15 protein-coding genes are annotated in these 15606 nt (G+C 47.2%); 7 read left to right on the forward strand and 8 right to left on the reverse strand.

Annotation, left to right across the window (positions count from 1 at the left end):
* Window positions 1-45 precede the first annotated feature (45 nt).
* Window positions 46-711 carry a peptidase gene (locus Q4Q54_RS00810; protein ID WP_311987457.1) on the forward strand — a complete coding sequence of 222 codons (666 nt, stop codon included), beginning with the start codon at window positions 46-48 and terminating at the stop codon, window positions 709-711.
* Entirely contained in the window at window positions 708-1490 is a 783-nt protein-coding gene (locus Q4Q54_RS00815) for a PepSY domain-containing protein (RefSeq protein WP_311987244.1), read from the forward strand. Before Q4Q54_RS00810 ends, Q4Q54_RS00815 begins: the two co-directional genes overlap by 4 nt.
* Before the next feature lie 113 nt (window positions 1491-1603).
* Here the strand turns inward: Q4Q54_RS00815 and Q4Q54_RS00820 are convergent, their stop codons facing one another.
* Window positions 1604-2152, reverse strand: coding sequence for a DUF3332 domain-containing protein (locus tag Q4Q54_RS00820; RefSeq protein WP_311987246.1), 549 nt, complete (start codon window positions 2150-2152; stop codon window positions 1604-1606).
* Between the two features lie 233 nt (window positions 2153-2385).
* Window positions 2386-2931, reverse strand: a complete 546-nt coding sequence (locus Q4Q54_RS00825) for a mechanosensitive ion channel family protein (RefSeq protein WP_106651494.1) — start codon at window positions 2929-2931, stop codon at window positions 2386-2388.
* Between the two features lie 106 nt (window positions 2932-3037).
* Between Q4Q54_RS00825 and Q4Q54_RS00830 the strand changes: the two genes are divergently transcribed.
* The 4 genes from Q4Q54_RS00830 (at window position 3038) to ahpF (ending at window position 8081) form a co-directional block, all read left to right on the forward strand.
* Window positions 3038-3781: a spermidine synthase gene (locus Q4Q54_RS00830; protein WP_107950309.1), complete on the forward strand. Its 744-nt coding sequence runs from the start codon at window positions 3038-3040 to the stop codon at window positions 3779-3781.
* An 89-nt stretch (window positions 3782-3870) separates the two neighbouring features.
* A complete protein-coding gene (locus Q4Q54_RS00835; protein WP_311987248.1) occupies window positions 3871-5403 on the forward strand; it encodes a leucyl aminopeptidase in 1533 nt (510 codons plus the stop codon).
* A gap of 373 nt (window positions 5404-5776) precedes the next feature.
* A complete protein-coding gene (ahpC, locus tag Q4Q54_RS00840) occupies window positions 5777-6346 on the forward strand; it encodes an alkyl hydroperoxide reductase subunit C (RefSeq protein ID WP_063884140.1) in 570 nt (189 codons plus the stop codon).
* 163 nt (window positions 6347-6509) lie between these two features.
* Complete coding sequence (ahpF, locus tag Q4Q54_RS00845) at window positions 6510-8081, forward strand: alkyl hydroperoxide reductase subunit F (RefSeq protein ID WP_311987252.1); 1572 nt, start codon at window positions 6510-6512, stop codon at window positions 8079-8081.
* Window positions 8082-8343: 262 nt separating this feature from the next.
* On the opposite strand, the gene Q4Q54_RS00850 is transcribed toward ahpF, so the two are convergent.
* The 6 genes from Q4Q54_RS00850 to brnQ all read right to left on the reverse strand — a co-directional run bounded on the left by Q4Q54_RS00850 (window position 8344) and on the right by brnQ (window position 14343).
* A complete protein-coding gene (locus Q4Q54_RS00850; protein WP_311987254.1) occupies window positions 8344-8586 on the reverse strand; it encodes a DUF4287 domain-containing protein in 243 nt (80 codons plus the stop codon).
* Window positions 8587-8638: 52 nt separating this feature from the next.
* Entirely contained in the window at window positions 8639-9058 is a 420-nt protein-coding gene (locus tag Q4Q54_RS00855; RefSeq protein ID WP_106651498.1) for a GNAT family N-acetyltransferase, read from the reverse strand.
* A 164-nt stretch (window positions 9059-9222) separates the two neighbouring features.
* The gene (recJ, locus tag Q4Q54_RS00860) at window positions 9223-10947 is read right to left on the reverse strand and encodes a single-stranded-DNA-specific exonuclease RecJ (RefSeq protein WP_311987256.1); all 1725 of its coding nucleotides are present in this window, start codon (window positions 10945-10947) and stop codon (window positions 9223-9225) included.
* Between the two features lie 94 nt (window positions 10948-11041).
* Entirely contained in the window at window positions 11042-11767 is a 726-nt protein-coding gene (gene dsbC / locus Q4Q54_RS00865; RefSeq protein WP_006080352.1) for a bifunctional protein-disulfide isomerase/oxidoreductase DsbC, read from the reverse strand.
* 140 nt (window positions 11768-11907) lie between these two features.
* Entirely contained in the window at window positions 11908-12810 is a 903-nt protein-coding gene (xerD, locus tag Q4Q54_RS00870) for a site-specific tyrosine recombinase XerD (RefSeq protein ID WP_311987258.1), read from the reverse strand.
* A 114-nt stretch (window positions 12811-12924) separates the two neighbouring features.
* A complete protein-coding gene (brnQ, locus tag Q4Q54_RS00875; protein ID WP_311987260.1) occupies window positions 12925-14343 on the reverse strand; it encodes a branched-chain amino acid transport system II carrier protein in 1419 nt (472 codons plus the stop codon).
* Window positions 14344-14871: 528 nt separating this feature from the next.
* Between brnQ and Q4Q54_RS00880 the strand changes: the two genes are divergently transcribed.
* Entirely contained in the window at window positions 14872-15585 is a 714-nt protein-coding gene (locus Q4Q54_RS00880) for a methyltransferase (RefSeq protein WP_311987261.1), read from the forward strand.
* The last annotated feature ends 21 nt before the right edge of the window (window positions 15586-15606 follow it).

The raw sequence follows: 15606 nt of genomic DNA on the forward strand, positions 1-15606 counted from the left end.
ACATTTAAACGAGTCTCATCGGCGCACTTTCTGCACAGATGGTTGATGCTATTGCTGGTACTGCCGATTGGGATCTGGTCAGTCACAGGCAGCTATTTCGTCTTAATGGATCTTGGGTTTATCCGTGGCGATCATATTAAAGAGCAAGACTCACGGCATATCGATCCCAGTCAGATCCATTACTCAATGGCAGCGGTTTATGAACGTTTCCCCAAGGCTCAAGCAATCACGTTAACCTCAGTCACAGATACCCTCTACTACCGGATTAAACTGAGCGATAAGTCCATTCTCGTGAACGCAGATTCGGGTGAGTTATTGCCTTCAATAACGGAGAAACAAGCCCGAATAATAGCTTCAAACTATCAGCATCACGGCTCTTTAGCCGTCGAGGCTAAGCTTGTTAGTGCTACCCTGCTCACCGATATCGCCCCTGCGGAATTAGCGCCGCGATACTTGCCCGTTTGGAGAATGGATTTTAACGATAGCGCTGCCACAAGCCTTTATCTGTCAGCGACGACGGGTGAGTTAGTCACGCGCAGACATGACTATTGGCGTTTATTCGATCTCTTTTGGAAATGGCACATTATGGATTACGACGAAGGTGAAGCCATCGACAATCTTCTGCTACTGAGTACGGCTCTAATCTCTATTGTGGCTGTGTTAGCCGGCTTTGTTTTACTTTGGCAACGCAGAAGGAAGTATCTGAGATGATGCCGAAACTTAAATCTAAACATAAACCTAAGCCTCAAAGTAAACGCTTCAAACGCTGGGTCAAAATCGCTCACTATTGGCTCGGTGCCATAGTTAGCATTCAACTGCTACTTTGGCTTGTTACTGGGGTCTATTTCAATTTGACGCCCCATGATGAACTCAAGGGAATGGAGTACCAACAGAGCCATCATCCTGAGCCGCAAAGGCAAACGTTTGAGCCACAAAAGCTTGTGGATATCGCCCCTTTGCTGGCTAAGCATACTCAAGTAGAAAGCCTGACATTAGTGGCGCTTGCGGGTAAGCCCGTTTATGTACTCAATGCAAAGGTGCAGCGCTATGCACACCAGTGCCAACAGCAAACCTTGATTGATGCTTATACAGGCAATGTCTTACTCATTGATAAACAAAGCGCACAACAACTGGCGCTTGAAAGTTACTCCGGGCCAGGCAAGATTACTCAAGTTAAGCAAATTTCAGCCCCCATTAGCGAGTGGCCATCCCAGTGCAATTCACTGTGGCAAATAGCTATGGATGATGAGCTGTCGACGCGGATATACATCAATGCGGTTAATGGTGAATTAGTTGGCCATAAAAATGACCACACAGACATCGCCGACTTGATGTTTAAATTGCACTTTATGGATTACCTCAATCAAGGCAGCTTCAACAATCCCTTTAGCTGGCTGTTTGGCATACTGACCTTGTTGTTATCCCTATCAGGCCTGTATTGGGTTGTTGAGAATCTGGTACTCAAGCGCTATCGATTTAGCATTGGTTAAATGGCTAAATACGGTCTTACATCGGCCTATGGAGAATAAAGCCCCTATTGAGGGGCTGGAATAAAATCGCTAATTTTGATACCCAATAACAAATTGGGCTTCAGCTAATCGCCTTAAGCTGCAGGGTTTACCTCAGCATCCAGCAAGCGACTTTCGCTATAGGCAACTAATTCTTGATTGCTAACACGGGCAATAAAAATATCATCAAGAAAGAAATCTACATCATCACCGGATTGACGGCCCGCTAATAACTGGGTGCTGCCGTCTTCATAGGCTAAGGTCATAGCGACGGTTTGTTCATCAGGATAGGTAATTTGTGCCTGTGTGAGTTTTACAGGGGCTGACTTTAGCTCATCACTTACATGGGAGTTAAGCTTGAAAATAGCATCGACGGGCATATCTACCACGGCAGGAGATTTATCGGTAATGGGATTTTTACCCGTCCAAAACTCGATAGTATTCACGATAAACAAATCGCCTGTAGCCGCAATGCCATAAATCGGGCTCAATAGAATAAACAGCCCAGCACGACCATAACGGTTATCCACTGCACTTAAATTTCCCTTAGTCACCATTTGGCTTAAACCCATTTGCCCCATACAGGCCGTTAATTGAGTCGTTAACACCGCCGCGATAGTCACAGCTAGAAGTTTAGATTTCATTGAATTATCCCTTAAAAACAAAAGGGCGAAGTCTAAGCAGAGTGAATAACTAAACCGTGCGTTCAAGCACAGTATGAGGTAAAAAAACAGCGTGGCATGTAATAAAACCCCCTGTATTTGTTAGTAAACACTCAGTAAGCAAGCAAACATAATGAGAAGATAATAGGATTAAGAGCCCCGGCAATCACTCACAACAGTTTGATAATCAATGTAGCGCTGCGCAGCTAGCCAAACTACTCAGGATCAAACTTCTTCTTGCCTTCGAGTAACGCCTGACGTTCGGCTAAGGGCGTTTGATCGGCCAGCTTTAACACTGCCTTTTGCAGCATTAAGTTATTGGGATAAGTAATGGTATCGCCGTTATCGCGGTGGATTAGCACATGGAATAACGCGATTTCAATAATCACGCCGCTAATATCTTCATCCTTATCCACGACTCGAATGCGCTCGCCGATACGGTAAGGAAACACGAAAAAGATCAGCACGCCTGCAGTTAAGTTACTCAATATCGACCACTGGGCGACTAATGCTACGCCCATCACAGCGAAGGCGGATGACACAAATAGCGACACATCCTGATAGCCCAGCCCGAGCGAGACCGCCATCAATGACAGAGTAATAAAAAACATCACATAAGAGATAAAACGAGTGACTAAACTGGTCCGCGCCACACTAACTTGCTTCATTTGCGCCAGTTTTCTCACCCAATGGGTTAAGGCGCGCTGTAAAAAGATAAACACTGCAAGATAAATACAGGCAAGCAGGATTTGATTTGTCATAATAGCGGCCCAATTAACTAAAACTGTCTGAATTCTAACTTTTTTGCGCGAGCAGTTATAGCCTGTGCAAGCGAGCCAAGCAGCGAAACCGAGTAATAAACCCAATATGGCCGATTCTACCCTCTTACATGAAACCCAAGACGCACTAGGCCCAATCCGCGTAATCGATTACGACGACTCACGGATCCTGTCCTTTGGGGACAACGACGAGCAGAGTAAAATCCTCAAGGCGGCACCCCATATTCCCCAGCACACTTATGTGCAAGCCATGTTGTTGGTTTTACTGTTTTGTAAGCCCAAGAGCGCCATTGTCTTAGGCTTAGGTGGCGGCTCGATTATTCACTCTCTACGTAATTTCGACGCGGCAATAAAGTTAACGGCAGTGGAATTACGCCCCGCGGTGATTGAGTTAGCTAAGCGCTATTTTCAGCTGCCGATAGGTAAAAAGCTCAATCTTATCAATGATGATGCCATCGCCTTTTTAGCCGCAGGCGATCATAAAAAAGTCGATGTAATTTTTGCCGATATCTACACAGCCAAAGGTGTTGAAACCGGGCAGCTTTCACCAGTATTCCTTGAGCAATGCACTAACCTTATCAAACCCAACGGTTATTTAGTGCTGAACTGCTGGAAAGAACATAGCCAAAATCGCGAGTTGTTGGCTGACTTACAACAGCACTTTGCCCATGTGAATGCTTGCCTCACTGGTGGCGGTAATTGGGTGATATTTGCCAGCCAATCGCCACAACTTTTAGGCACCTCAGCCCTGAAAAGTCAGGCTCAAACTTTGTCGCAACAATTGGATTTTGCCCTTGAGCGATCACTGACACGCTTTGGGCCTTGGATTTAATATTAATATCAGCAAAATAGCTTAAATTAGTTAACCCTAAGGCTGAGCTTTGATATTCTTCTCACACTCCCATGATATGAGCTGTCACCATGAAAAATAAGCACAAATTTATGTTAAGCGTTATGGCTCTGGCGTGCCTTAACTCTCTCAATGCTAACGCCGAGATTTTTAGTTTTGACACTCGTAGCTCACTGAATTCAGATACATTAGTACTATTCCAAAGCGCTGATGCTACTACCTATGGGATCGATTTTTTACCTCAGTCGACCCAAGACCAATTAAACCTAGCGACGGCTGATAACAGCTTTTCCGGTAAGCAAGGTGAAATTCTTGAGATTTTAGTACCCAGCGAAATCGATGCTAAGCGAGTTTTATTGGTCGGTATTGGCGATGCAAAAACCTTAACACCCGGCGACATTAATACAATCGGTGGCAATGTTGCAGCCAAACTCGATACGGTTCCCCAAGCCACAGTGCGTGTGCTTACCCAAGGTTTAACTACCGCGCCGTTATTTGCCTCAGAGCTTGCCCACGGTATTGAACTGCGCAGCTATCGTTACACTCAGTTCAAGGCGAATACTCGCGCCGAGAAGAACTACCAAATCGCCGTTGATGATTTAAGTGGCAACCAGAAACACCATAAAAATCTGCAAGCGGTTGAAGCAGGTGTGTTTTTAGCACGCGATCTCACCAACGCGCCCGCGGGCATTATGTATCCCGACAGCTTTGCCAATGAGGCGAGAAAACTCAAATCCCTCGGCGTTAAAGTCACTGTATTAGAAGCCAAAGATATTGAACGCCTACAACTGGGCGCCTTAGCAGCAGTCGGTAAAGGCAGCGAACGCCCACCTAAATTAGTGGTGGCCCATTGGCCGGGCAGCAAAGACGCGCCAATCGCACTGGTCGGTAAAGGTATCACCTTCGACTCAGGCGGTTACAATATTAAGGCGACGGGCACTTCAATAGCGCGAATGAAGTCAGATATGGCGGGCGCAGCCACTGTGCTTGGCACAGTTAAAGCCATGGCACTGCAAAAGGCGCCAATCAACCTAGTGGCGATTATGCCGATGGCGGAGAACATGGTCTCTGGCCACGCGATGATTCCAGGGGACGTGATTAAAACAGCCCAAGGGCTCACCGTTGAAGTGCTTAATACCGATGCCGAAGGTCGCTTAGTGCTGGCCGATGGCCTCTGGTACGCCAGAGAAAACTATAAACCTTCTATTATTGTCGATGTCGCGACCTTAACGGGCTCCAAAGTTGGCGCACTCGGCAGCGTGTATGCGGGATTATTTACCGACTCAGAGACCTTGATTCAACAGTTAACCTATGCGGGACAACAGGTTGGCGAGAAAGTGTGGCGTCTTCCCTTAGATCAAGCCTACGATGATGAGCTTAAGTCTACGATCGCGGATCTGAAAAACACAGGTAAAGAAGGCAGCGCAGGCGCTTCCTCTGCGGCCATGTTCCTAAAACGCTTTGCAGGCGAACAGCCTTGGGCGCATCTCGATATCGCGGGTAATGCCTTAACCGCCACCGATACCGCCGTTGTGCCTGCGGGCGCCACAGGTTACGGCGTGCGCTTGCTCAGCACTTGGTTAACTCAGCCTAAGAAAAACTAGGTTCTAGGTTCTAGGTTCTAGGTTCTAGGTTCTAGGTTCTAGGTTCTCTAAAATTTTGTTTTAACTGAGTTTATGCTTAAAGGGATATCACTGATATCCCTTTTTTATGCCTGAGATTTAGCTCAACCTATCCACTGAAAAGTCATCGCATACAATCCAGATCCAACCCCAATCACACCAAGTCCGCAGCAGCTGTGGAAAAACCGATTGAGTCCGACCGAATCGCATCAGCATTCGACTAAATCGATTAGGATAATAGTTTTTATCCGTTATCTTAATTTTATGCGAGTCGGTAATATGCTTCACATCGACAGGACGCAAGCAAATGTCCTGTTATGAACTTAAGCAATCATCAACTCAATGGAAGCATAAAATGACTCAATCAATTATCAACAGCACAATCAAACCATTCAAAGCCACTGCCTATCACAATGGTGAGTTCGTTCCTGTAACGGAACAAGACCTGTTAGGTAAATGGTCAGTTGTGTTCTTCTACCCAGCAGATTTTACCTTTGTTTGCCCAACTGAATTAGGCGACATGGCTGATCACTATGAAAAACTGCAAGGCATGGGTGTTGAAGTTTACTCAGTATCAACTGACACTCACTTCACTCACAAAGCATGGCATGACACGTCAGACACCATCAAGAAGATCAACTTCCCAATGCTGGCTGACCCAACAGGCACTATCAGCCGTAACTTCGGCGTGATGATTGAAGAAGACGGTTTAGCACTACGTGGTACTTTCGTGATTAACCCAGAAGGCCAAATCAAGGTCAGCGAAGTTCACGATTTAGGCATCGGCCGTAGTGCTCAAGAGCTAGTTCGTAAAATTCAAGCAGCTCAATATGTTGCTACTCACGATGGCGAAGTTTGCCCAGCTAAATGGCAACCAGGTGACGACACATTAGCACCGTCTTTAGACCTAGTTGGCAAAATCTAATTTAGCCTGCAAAGCGTCAACCCCGCCAGTCTAGCGTCCCAAGCTGATTGGCGTTACAACCGACACAGTTGTATCGCCACGCAGCAAAGGATTAAGCCCGCCCCTGCAAGGGCCTAGACTGGCCCCCTTACCTCTCCCTTTTACGCGATTTTGGAGTTATCACATGTTAGATGCGAATTTAAAAAATCAACTGCAAACCTATCTGCAAAACCTCAAGAGACCAGTTGAACTTGTCGTGTCTGCAGATGAGAGCAAAAAGTCTCAAGAATTAAAAAGCTTAGCGCAAGACATTGTCAGCCTATCTTCTCTGGTGAGCCTGAAAGAAACTCAGGGCGAACGCACCCCGGCGATGACAGTGATTAACCCAGAGCTTAATACGCAAATCAGCTTTGCGGGTCTGCCTATGGGTCACGAATTTACCTCACTTGTGTTGGCTTTACTGCACACGGGTGGACACCCAATCAAACTCAGCGATGACATTATCGAGCAGATCCGCAATCTGCCGGGCAAATATTCCTTTGAAACCTATGTCTCACTGACCTGCCAAAACTGCCCAGACGTAGTACAGGCACTGAACATGATGGCGGCGATTAACCCGAATATCACCAACGTGATGATCGACGGCGCCCTGTTCCAAGAAGAAGTAACCAGCAAAAACATTATGGCCGTGCCTTCTGTCTACTTAAATGGCGAAGTGTTTGCTGCTGGCCGTATCAGCATTGGCGAGATTTTAAATAAGTTGGATACCAATGCCGCAAGCCGCAAGGCCGATGAAATCAATGAAAAAGCCCCATTCGAAGTTTTAGTGGTGGGTGGCGGCCCAGCCGGCGCAGCGGCCGCTATTTATGCAGCACGTAAAGGCCTTCGCACTGGTATTGTTGCCGACAAGTTTGGCGGACAAGTGGCTGAAACGGTTGGTATCGAGAACTTTATTTCAGTCAAAGCGACCGAAGGTCCGAAGCTAGTGGCAAACCTTGAAGCCCATGTACGAGACTACGAAGTCGACATCATGGACAACCAAAAGGCAGTTTCTTTAGGCACAGATGGCTTGTTCGAGCTTGAACTGGCAAGCGGCGCTAAATTACGTAGCCGTACCGTATTGTTAGCCACAGGTGCCCGCTGGCGTGAAATGAACGTCCCCGGCGAGAAAGAATACCGCGGCAAAGGTGTGGCTTACTGCCCACATTGCGATGGTCCGTTATTTAAGGGCAAGCGTGTGGCGGTGATTGGCGGCGGTAACTCAGGTATCGAAGCGGCTATCGATCTCGCCAACATAGTAGAACATGTGACTGTGCTGGAGTTTGATAAAACCCTACGCGCCGACGATGTGCTGCAACGTAAAGCAGCATCTATGGGTAACATCAAGATTATTACCCAAGCCATGACCACAGAAGTGACTGGCGATGGTACTCGGGTTAATGGCCTGAACTACACAGACAGAGCAACAGGCGAGAGCCACCATGTCGCACTGGCAGGTATCTTTGTGCAAATTGGGCTAGTGCCGAATGCGGAATGGTTGAAGGGCACTATCGATTTAACCCCAAGGGGCGAGATCGTTGTCGATGCCCGCGGTCAAACATCCATCCCTGGGGTATTTGCGGCAGGCGATGTCACTGACACGCCGTTCAAGCAAATTATCATTGCCATGGGCAGCGGCGCGACCGCATCACTGGGGGCATTTGATTACTTGATTCGTCACAGCGATGAAGAAATTAGCGATACCAAAGCAGCATAATAGTGCAACATTAACCGCATAAACTAAGAAGTCAGCACAAGCTGGCTTCTTGTTTTTAAGAGAATTTATTTCGAGTCTTGTGAGTTTATCGAACGCTTTCAACTATGGTACAAACAGGCAAATCCCATGGTTGAAAGCAACAAGATTAAGCAAAGTAGCCGTACCCAAGGCACTTGCCCCTCAAGTAACCCATTCAAAAAAGCGGAGGAAACAGAAAAACTGGCAAGATAGGCATATTGTAATTGTGTCAAGCTAAGTACCGCTATCGACTTTTTTCGTTAATAAAATATGCCACCAGCGCATTGGCATGCCCATGACCGAATTGATGCTCACCCTTAAGCCAAGCCACCATTTCCATATGTTTTTTACCTTCAAGACCTTGCAAAAGCGTTAGCCAGTGGGCGATCGGCTGACCATAGGTTTTCTCGATAGAAGGGAAATAAGATGCGGGGCCTTTCACTTTTATGCTATCGGCTACTGTCGTTGGCTGAGTTTTTCCTGTCATAACAGATGTCCTTATCTTGATATTTTTAAAGTTTACGTCAATAAAATCTAGCCTAAAGGTAGGGATTCTCTAACCGAATTTGCATTAAGGTTTCAGGCGTATCGACCGCGTTGAAACCAAACTGGGCGTAGAGTCCATGGGCGTCGCGGGTGGCGAGCATTATCCGCCTAAGTCCTTGCAGTTCGGGATGTTCCATAATTGCTGCCATCATCAACTTACTTAATCCTAAACCACGGTGCGACTCAAGTACAAACACATCGGCAAGGTAGGCGAAGGTGGCTTTGTCTGTTATTAAGCGGCCAAAGGCTACTTGTTTAGCTTCATCATCAAGTACAGCAAAACAGAGGCTATTGGCTAGTGCTTTACGCAGCAATGCCTTTGGCATGCCCTGCGCCCAATAACTGTTACTGATAAAGCCATGAATAACCTCAAAATCCATTTCCGATTGCTCTGTGCTGACTCTGTATTCCATTTTTCGTCCCAATATTGTTGTAAGCACGACTTATTAATTTAACTTAGGCTTTTTTCGCACTCATAAATAACATAAAAGCCATCGCCAATAACACCAATTGAGCTAGCGAATACAAAGCCCCCACGAAAGTAGCGGTTGCAACTGAACTCCTTGTCGATACCGGTTTACATGGCTTCGATTTGCTCAACCATCAATTGCAACGAGAAATTACCGCGATACTCATTCACATCGAGTTTATAAACAATTCGAGCATGGTTAATCGTTGCATCGGGCCAAGTGTGTAAATCCACATTAAAGGCAATCGCATCGAGCATCACAGTACCGCACTGGGTTTCAAGCACGAGTTTAAGGTGGCGCTCACCGACTATCCGCTGCTGGATAACCTTAAAATAGCCATCGAACAACGGCTCCTCGAAGGCTTGCCCCCAAGGCCCGGCATTGCGCAGTAACTGGGCCATCTCAAGATTCAGTTCTGTGGGAGTGAGTTCACCATCGGACCACAACTCGCCGGTTAGCAGTTCAGGTTTGAGTAGTTCACGCACGCCGTCATCGTAGGCTTTAGCAAAGGTAGCAAAACTGCCCGCTTTGAGTGACAAGCCCGCCGCCATCGCATGGCCGCCAAATTTGATAATCAGTCCCGGATGGCGCGTGTTGACCAGCTCGAGTAGGTCGCGCATATGTAAGCCTTTGATCGAACGCGCCGAGCCTTTGATTTCGTTATTGCCGGCATCGGCAAAGGCGATCACGGGTCTGTGGTATTTGTCTTTAATGCGCGAGGCCAGAATACCAATGACGCCTTGGTGCCAATCTTCTTGAAATAGCGCAATGCCCCAAGGTAACTCTTCTTCGTTTAGCTTTAAGTGCTCAAGACTTTTTAAGGCTTCCTGCTGCATGCCGACTTCCAGCTCACGACGCTCTTGGTTTAACCCATCGAGCTCGGCCGCCATACGCCGAGCCTGCATCATGTCTTCACAGAGTAAGGTTTCGACCCCAAGCGCCATTTCATCCAGCCGGCCTGCGGCATTAAGCCTTGGGCCCACGGCAAAACCAAAATCAGATGCCACAATACGCGCTGGATTTCGCTTCGCCACTTCAAGCAGCGCGGTAATCCCCACACGGCAGCGACCCGCTCGCACGCGCTGCAAACCCGCTTCGACTAAAATGCGATTATTGGCATCTAGCGATACCACATCGGCGACTGTGCCGAGGGCAACGATATCGAGCAGCGTCCCTAAATTAGGCTCAGCAATAGCGCGAGTTTGATACCAGTTTCGCGTTCGCAGTTCAGCCCTTAATGCTGTCATCAAATAAAAGGCGACACCGACACCGGCAATCGATTTACTCGCGAATGGGCAATCGGGTTGGTTCGGATTCACTATCGCATCGGCAGCAGGCAACTCGTGTCCGGGTAAATGATGGTCAGTAATCACCACTTGCATACCAAAGGCTTTGGCCGCAGCAACGCCATCAATCGATGAAATACCGTTATCGACAGTGATCAGCATTTCAGCCTGTTTAGAGGCCGCAACCGCAACAATTTCAGGGCTTAAGCCGTAGCCGTAATCGAAGCGATTGGGGATCAAATAATCCACTTTCACCGCGCCCATCATCCGTAGCGCCAGCATACATACGCTGGTTGAGGTCGCGCCATCGGCATCAAAATCACCGACGATCAAAATCGACTTATTCGCCTGCATGGCATCGGCAATAAGCGCCGCAGCTTCGGGTAAGCCTTTCATGGTTTCAGGTCTTAATAGACCCTTAAGGACAAGTTCGCATTCGTGGCTGAGCGCACCGCGGCGAGCGTAAAGCTGCTTCAATAGCGGCGAAAGATGAGCAGGTAAATGGCTATCATCAACGGTTGGGCGACGGACTATCTTATGGATCAAGGGACTCAAACTCTCATGAAATCGTGGCGATAAGATAACAAAAAGGTGAGCCTTAAGCTCACCTTTCGTGGGATAAATTTTACTATTTTGACTGTTACTGACGCGCTTCTAAGGTGCGTAATAAGTCCGCAGGGGGTTGATAACCTGGGATCATATTGCCATCTTCTAACACGATTGCCGGCGTACCATTCACACCAAAGGTGGTGCCTAAAGCATATTGCTCGGCAATTTTAGCATCGCATGTTGCTGCAGCCACTTTGCTGCCTGCTTTAGCGTCTGTCATGGCTTTTAATGGATCTTTAGCACACCAGATGGCTTGCATTTCGTCGGCGTTGGCTGACGGCACGCCCGCACGCGGGAAGGCTAAGTAACGCACGGTAATGCCAAGCTTGTTGTAATCGGCCATTTGGCTGTGCAATTTACGACAATAACCACAGCTGACGTCGGTAAATACAGTGACCACGTGTTTTTCGTTTTTAGCTTTGTAAACCAACATATGGTCTTCAAGCGGCTTCATCATTTCTAAACGTGGGCCAGCTAATGCTGCTTCCGTTAAGTTTTTCATGCCTTTATCTAGGTCATACAAACTGCCGTGGAACAGTTTTGATCCATCACGACTAATATAGAGCACGCCGCGGTTAGTCATGGCTTGATACAAACCCTCAATCGGCGAATCCTGCATAGAAATGACTTCAACATCCAACATCTCAGTCAGTTTTTGCTTAATAGCAGCGGTATCTGGCGAGGTCGCTGTTGCGGCGTGAGCAAGAGGAGCTACAACAAGGGCAAAAATTAAAGATAATGCTCGGGTTAACTTCATGGGACATCCTATAAATTGGCTCTCGGTCAAGAGATGTTGAGGTCGTTCAAACGCGATATACTTAATAGACCCCGTATGGTGGCAAAAAGTTACAGACAAGCCGCGCGGAAAGCAAATTTATGCTGTAACTAAATCCTTTTTCAGCCTCTTGGATGATGCTCTTGATGCAATTCCTGCAACCTTGCCCGCGCCACATGGGTATAAATCTGCGTGGTTGACAGGTCGCTATGGCCTAACAGCAATTGCACCACCCGCAGATCGGCACCATGATTGAGCAAATGGGTAGCAAAAGCATGGCGCAATGTGTGCGGTGATAATGCGGTTTCAATCCCAGCACGCAGGGCATACAGCTTAATCCGATGCCAAAAGGTTTGCCGCGTCATCATCTGCCCGCGTTTTGACGGAAACACCACATCGGACTGTTTATTACCGAGCAGCTCTTGGCGCGCAAACTTCATGTAGCTCTCGACCTCGGTAATAGCTAATTCACCCAGCGGCACAAGACGCTCTTTGCCGCCCTTACCCACAATGCGCACTAAGCCTTGGCGCAGGCTCATCTGCTCCATAGTCAAGCCAACGAGCTCGCTCACCCTCAAGCCTGTGGCATACAACAGCTCTAGCATGGCTTTGTCGCGACATTCGACCGCATCTTCCACATTGGGCTCAGACAACAAGCGATCGACCTGCGATTCACTCAATGAATCGGGTAAATGGCGGGTTAATTTAGGCGACTCGACTAGGGCCATAGGATCGGCTGAAATCTGCTTGCTCTGCACTAAATAGGTATAGAAACGCCGTAAACTGCTGAGCAGCCGAGCACTACTGGTGCGCGCAAAATCCTGCTCGACTCTAAAGGCTAAATACGCTCTGACATCCGCCTGAGAAACCGCGAGCAGCGTTACCCCTTGCTGAGCTTGATAACGATCAAAATGGCGCAGATCGGTGCGATAGGCCGATAAGGTGTTGTCACTCAGTCCCTTGCTCGACCAGAGATCATCAAGAAAAACATCAATGAGCGGATCGGGCTGATATGTCTTAGGCACAAAAACTCCATAAAAAAACGGCGTCATCAAATGATACGCCGTTGATATTAACTTAACTAGATTTAAGCCTACATCAGCTTAACTGAGTCCCGCGTAAAAACGCGAGTACAAGGCTTAAGCAGCAGCCGTTTGATCACGATCACGACCACGACCAAACACTAAACACAGTACTATGGTTGCAATCGTTGGCAGTAACCAAGCCATGCCTTCTTCATAGAGTGGCAGCTTAGATAACACGGGAGACATCACATCCACGACATGGATAAAGCCCTGCGCTAAGCCATTCACCGCTTGACCATCAGCGTCAGTCAAACCTTTCACTGCCACTTTAAGACCATCGAAGATGCCGAAAAACAGTGCCACGCTCAGTACTGCACGATGTGCAAACTGTGGATTCGCAAAATAAGCAGTCAGGAAAGTCACAACCACAAGAGCAATAGCCACAGGATAAATCGTCATTAATACGGGAATACTAATAGCAATCAACTGACTTAGGCCCACGTTAGCAATCACAGCACAAATCACGCTTAAGAAGATCACCAGGAAACGGTAAGACAGTTTAGGCATCAGCTCATTGAAGAACTCAGAGCATGCACTCACAAGGCCAACCGCTGTGGTTAAACAAGCTAAGGTCACGACCGATGACAACAAGACTGAGCCTAAATCACCAAATTCACGGGTCACATAGTTCGTTAAAATCTCGCCGCCATTTTTAGCACCGATGGCGATATCGCCTGCGGTCGCACCTAAAAAGAACAGCGACACATACACAAAGGCTAAACCAGCGGCAGCAATAAAGGCGGCGCGGATCAGATATTTAGTTTGAGCACTCGGTTGATCAATCCCCTTTTTGCGCAGGATATCGATAATCAGCATACCAAACATTAAGGACGCTAACGTATCCATAGTGTTGTAGCCTTCCAAAATACCTTTGGTCAGCGGATGGTTTTGATAATCGCCTACGGCTTGGCCCACTTCGGAGGCAGGTAAAAACATCACAGATGCAGCCAATCCAACTAACAAGATCAATAAAATAGGCGTTAATACTTTACCTACGCTATCGAGCAGCTTGCCAGGGAAAAGCGCCAATAACATAGTGACGGTGAAGAAACACATGGTGTATAGCAGTTGCGACAGATTCAGTTCTAAACTGCCCAGTAAAAATGTTGCCGTGGTGTCATCGATAAAGGGCTTAGCGCCAATCTCGTAAGCCACTAAACCGGTACGCGGCGCAGCAAACGCAGGGCCGATAATGATATAAATCGCGATAGCCAATGTCGTTGCTGCAAATACTGGCAGCATAGCCATAACCTTACCTTGAGCCTTAGCGACAGCAATCAGTCCAACTAAAGGTAAACCTACGGCGGTAATCAAAAAACCCAACATGGCGAGGGGCATATTACCGCCCGCTAACATTCCCGCGAACGGTGGAAAAATTAGGTTACCTGCCCCTAAAAAGAATGCGAAGGTCATAAAACCTAAGCCTAATGTATCTGCGATACTCATCTGATTGTCTTGCACTGGAAGCCCCATCTTGTCTTATTGTTTTTTTACAAACTTAAGTGATTATGTGTCGATTAGCCATAGCTAAAACAAAGCCCATCCGGAGTGCAAATCTTTGTTTACACAATTCCGTGGTAAATCTGTTCGATATCTGTCGAGTTTATAATCTATGACGAACTTTTACGCAGCCACACTGACTACTAATTCACCACCAAACTCGTTTACCTATCCGTTAATCATAAAAGTGATTAAAAATGGGGGCGAAACTAATACCAGACTTAAAGTCCTAATACAAGACAACAAGACCGTTAGGATAAAAAAAGCGAAACAATGCTAATTAACTGCTAAGAAAAGGTTTCTAAGGCAATAAAATAAAGCGTTAATTAAGTAAAATCTGTATTGCGCCGTAAAAAATAAAATCTTATGCCGACACAAATTCATACATCTAGCGCAACATCTTCTGTTTAAAAGCATTGGCTAAAAACGAGGGCTAGAATTAGAATACTGCCCGCCCAATATTGGGCCTAACCACCTTAGAACGGCAAAAATTAACTCTCCATGGCATTCACTTTTAAACAATTTCATATCGATGATATGAATTGCGGCATGGCCGTAGGCACAGACAGTGTCGTCCTAGGCGCGTGGGCTCAACTGACCGCAGCGAAAACAGTGTTAGATATTGGTGCTGGCAGCGGCTTACTCAGTTTAATGGCAGCGCAGCGCAGCCAAGCACATATTACCAGTGTCGAGTTAGACACCAGTGCAGCCGAGGCTTGCCTGCATAACTTCCACAATAGTCCGTGGGCGAATCGACTCACCTTAGTCAACTGCAGTATCCAAGACTTTTGCCAACAGATTGAGTATCAAGAGTATTTTGATCACATCATTTGTAATCCGCCCTATTTTGAGCAAGGCACACAAGCGATACAATCCCAGCGCGCTATGGCCCGTCACACAGATAGCTTAAGTTTTACCGCGCTACTCGATGCCATAGATTTATGCCTCTCGCCCCAAGGTCAAGCTACCTTGATTCTGCCAATGCAAAGTCTGCCGCGCTTTGCTGCATATGTTGCAGAGTCGTCGACACTCGCTATTGCCAAACAAGTACCAGCCAAAAGTGTGAGTACCAAGGAGGCGAATCGGGTATTAATTGTGGTCAGCAAAGATCGGCAAACTCCTACTGAACACGGGGAGCTGACGATTCGAAATAGTGAAGGCAAGTACACAGAGCAGATGATCGAACTCGCTCGAGATTTTTACCTCAAGCTATAAAGGCCACTCTCTAAAGTGGCT

It is taken from the genome of Shewanella sp. SP2S2-4 (assembly GCF_031932025.1).
GTDB classification, from domain to species: domain Bacteria; phylum Pseudomonadota; class Gammaproteobacteria; order Enterobacterales; family Shewanellaceae; genus Shewanella; species Shewanella baltica.

Bases quoted from the DNA above. Each gene is read 5' to 3' on its own strand.
- Q4Q54_RS00825 (WP_106651494.1), bottom strand. From the start codon at position 2,931: ATGACAAATCAAATCCTGCTTGCCTGTATTTATCTTGCAGTGTTTATC.
- Q4Q54_RS00835 (WP_311987248.1), top strand. From the start codon at position 3,871: ATGAAAAATAAGCACAAATTTATGTTAAGCGTTATGGCTCTGGCGTGC.
- Q4Q54_RS00820 (WP_311987246.1), bottom strand. From the start codon at position 2,152: ATGAAATCTAAACTTCTAGCTGTGACTATCGCGGCGGTGTTAACGACT.
- dsbC (WP_006080352.1), bottom strand. From the start codon at position 11,767: ATGAAGTTAACCCGAGCATTATCTTTAATTTTTGCCCTTGTTGTAGCT.
- Q4Q54_RS00880 (WP_311987261.1), top strand. From the start codon at position 14,872: ATGGCATTCACTTTTAAACAATTTCATATCGATGATATGAATTGCGGC.
- brnQ (WP_311987260.1), bottom strand. From the start codon at position 14,343: ATGGGGCTTCCAGTGCAAGACAATCAGATGAGTATCGCAGATACATTA.
- Q4Q54_RS00855 (WP_106651498.1), bottom strand. From the start codon at position 9,058: ATGGAATACAGAGTCAGCACAGAGCAATCGGAAATGGATTTTGAGGTT.
- Q4Q54_RS00815 (WP_311987244.1), top strand. From the start codon at position 708: ATGATGCCGAAACTTAAATCTAAACATAAACCTAAGCCTCAAAGTAAA.
- ahpF (WP_311987252.1), top strand. From the start codon at position 6,510: ATGTTAGATGCGAATTTAAAAAATCAACTGCAAACCTATCTGCAAAAC.
- Q4Q54_RS00830 (WP_107950309.1), top strand. From the start codon at position 3,038: ATGGCCGATTCTACCCTCTTACATGAAACCCAAGACGCACTAGGCCCA.
- Q4Q54_RS00850 (WP_311987254.1), bottom strand. From the start codon at position 8,586: ATGACAGGAAAAACTCAGCCAACGACAGTAGCCGATAGCATAAAAGTG.
- ahpC (WP_063884140.1), top strand. From the start codon at position 5,777: ATGACTCAATCAATTATCAACAGCACAATCAAACCATTCAAAGCCACT.
- Q4Q54_RS00810 (WP_311987457.1), top strand. From the start codon at position 46: ATGCTATTGCTGGTACTGCCGATTGGGATCTGGTCAGTCACAGGCAGC.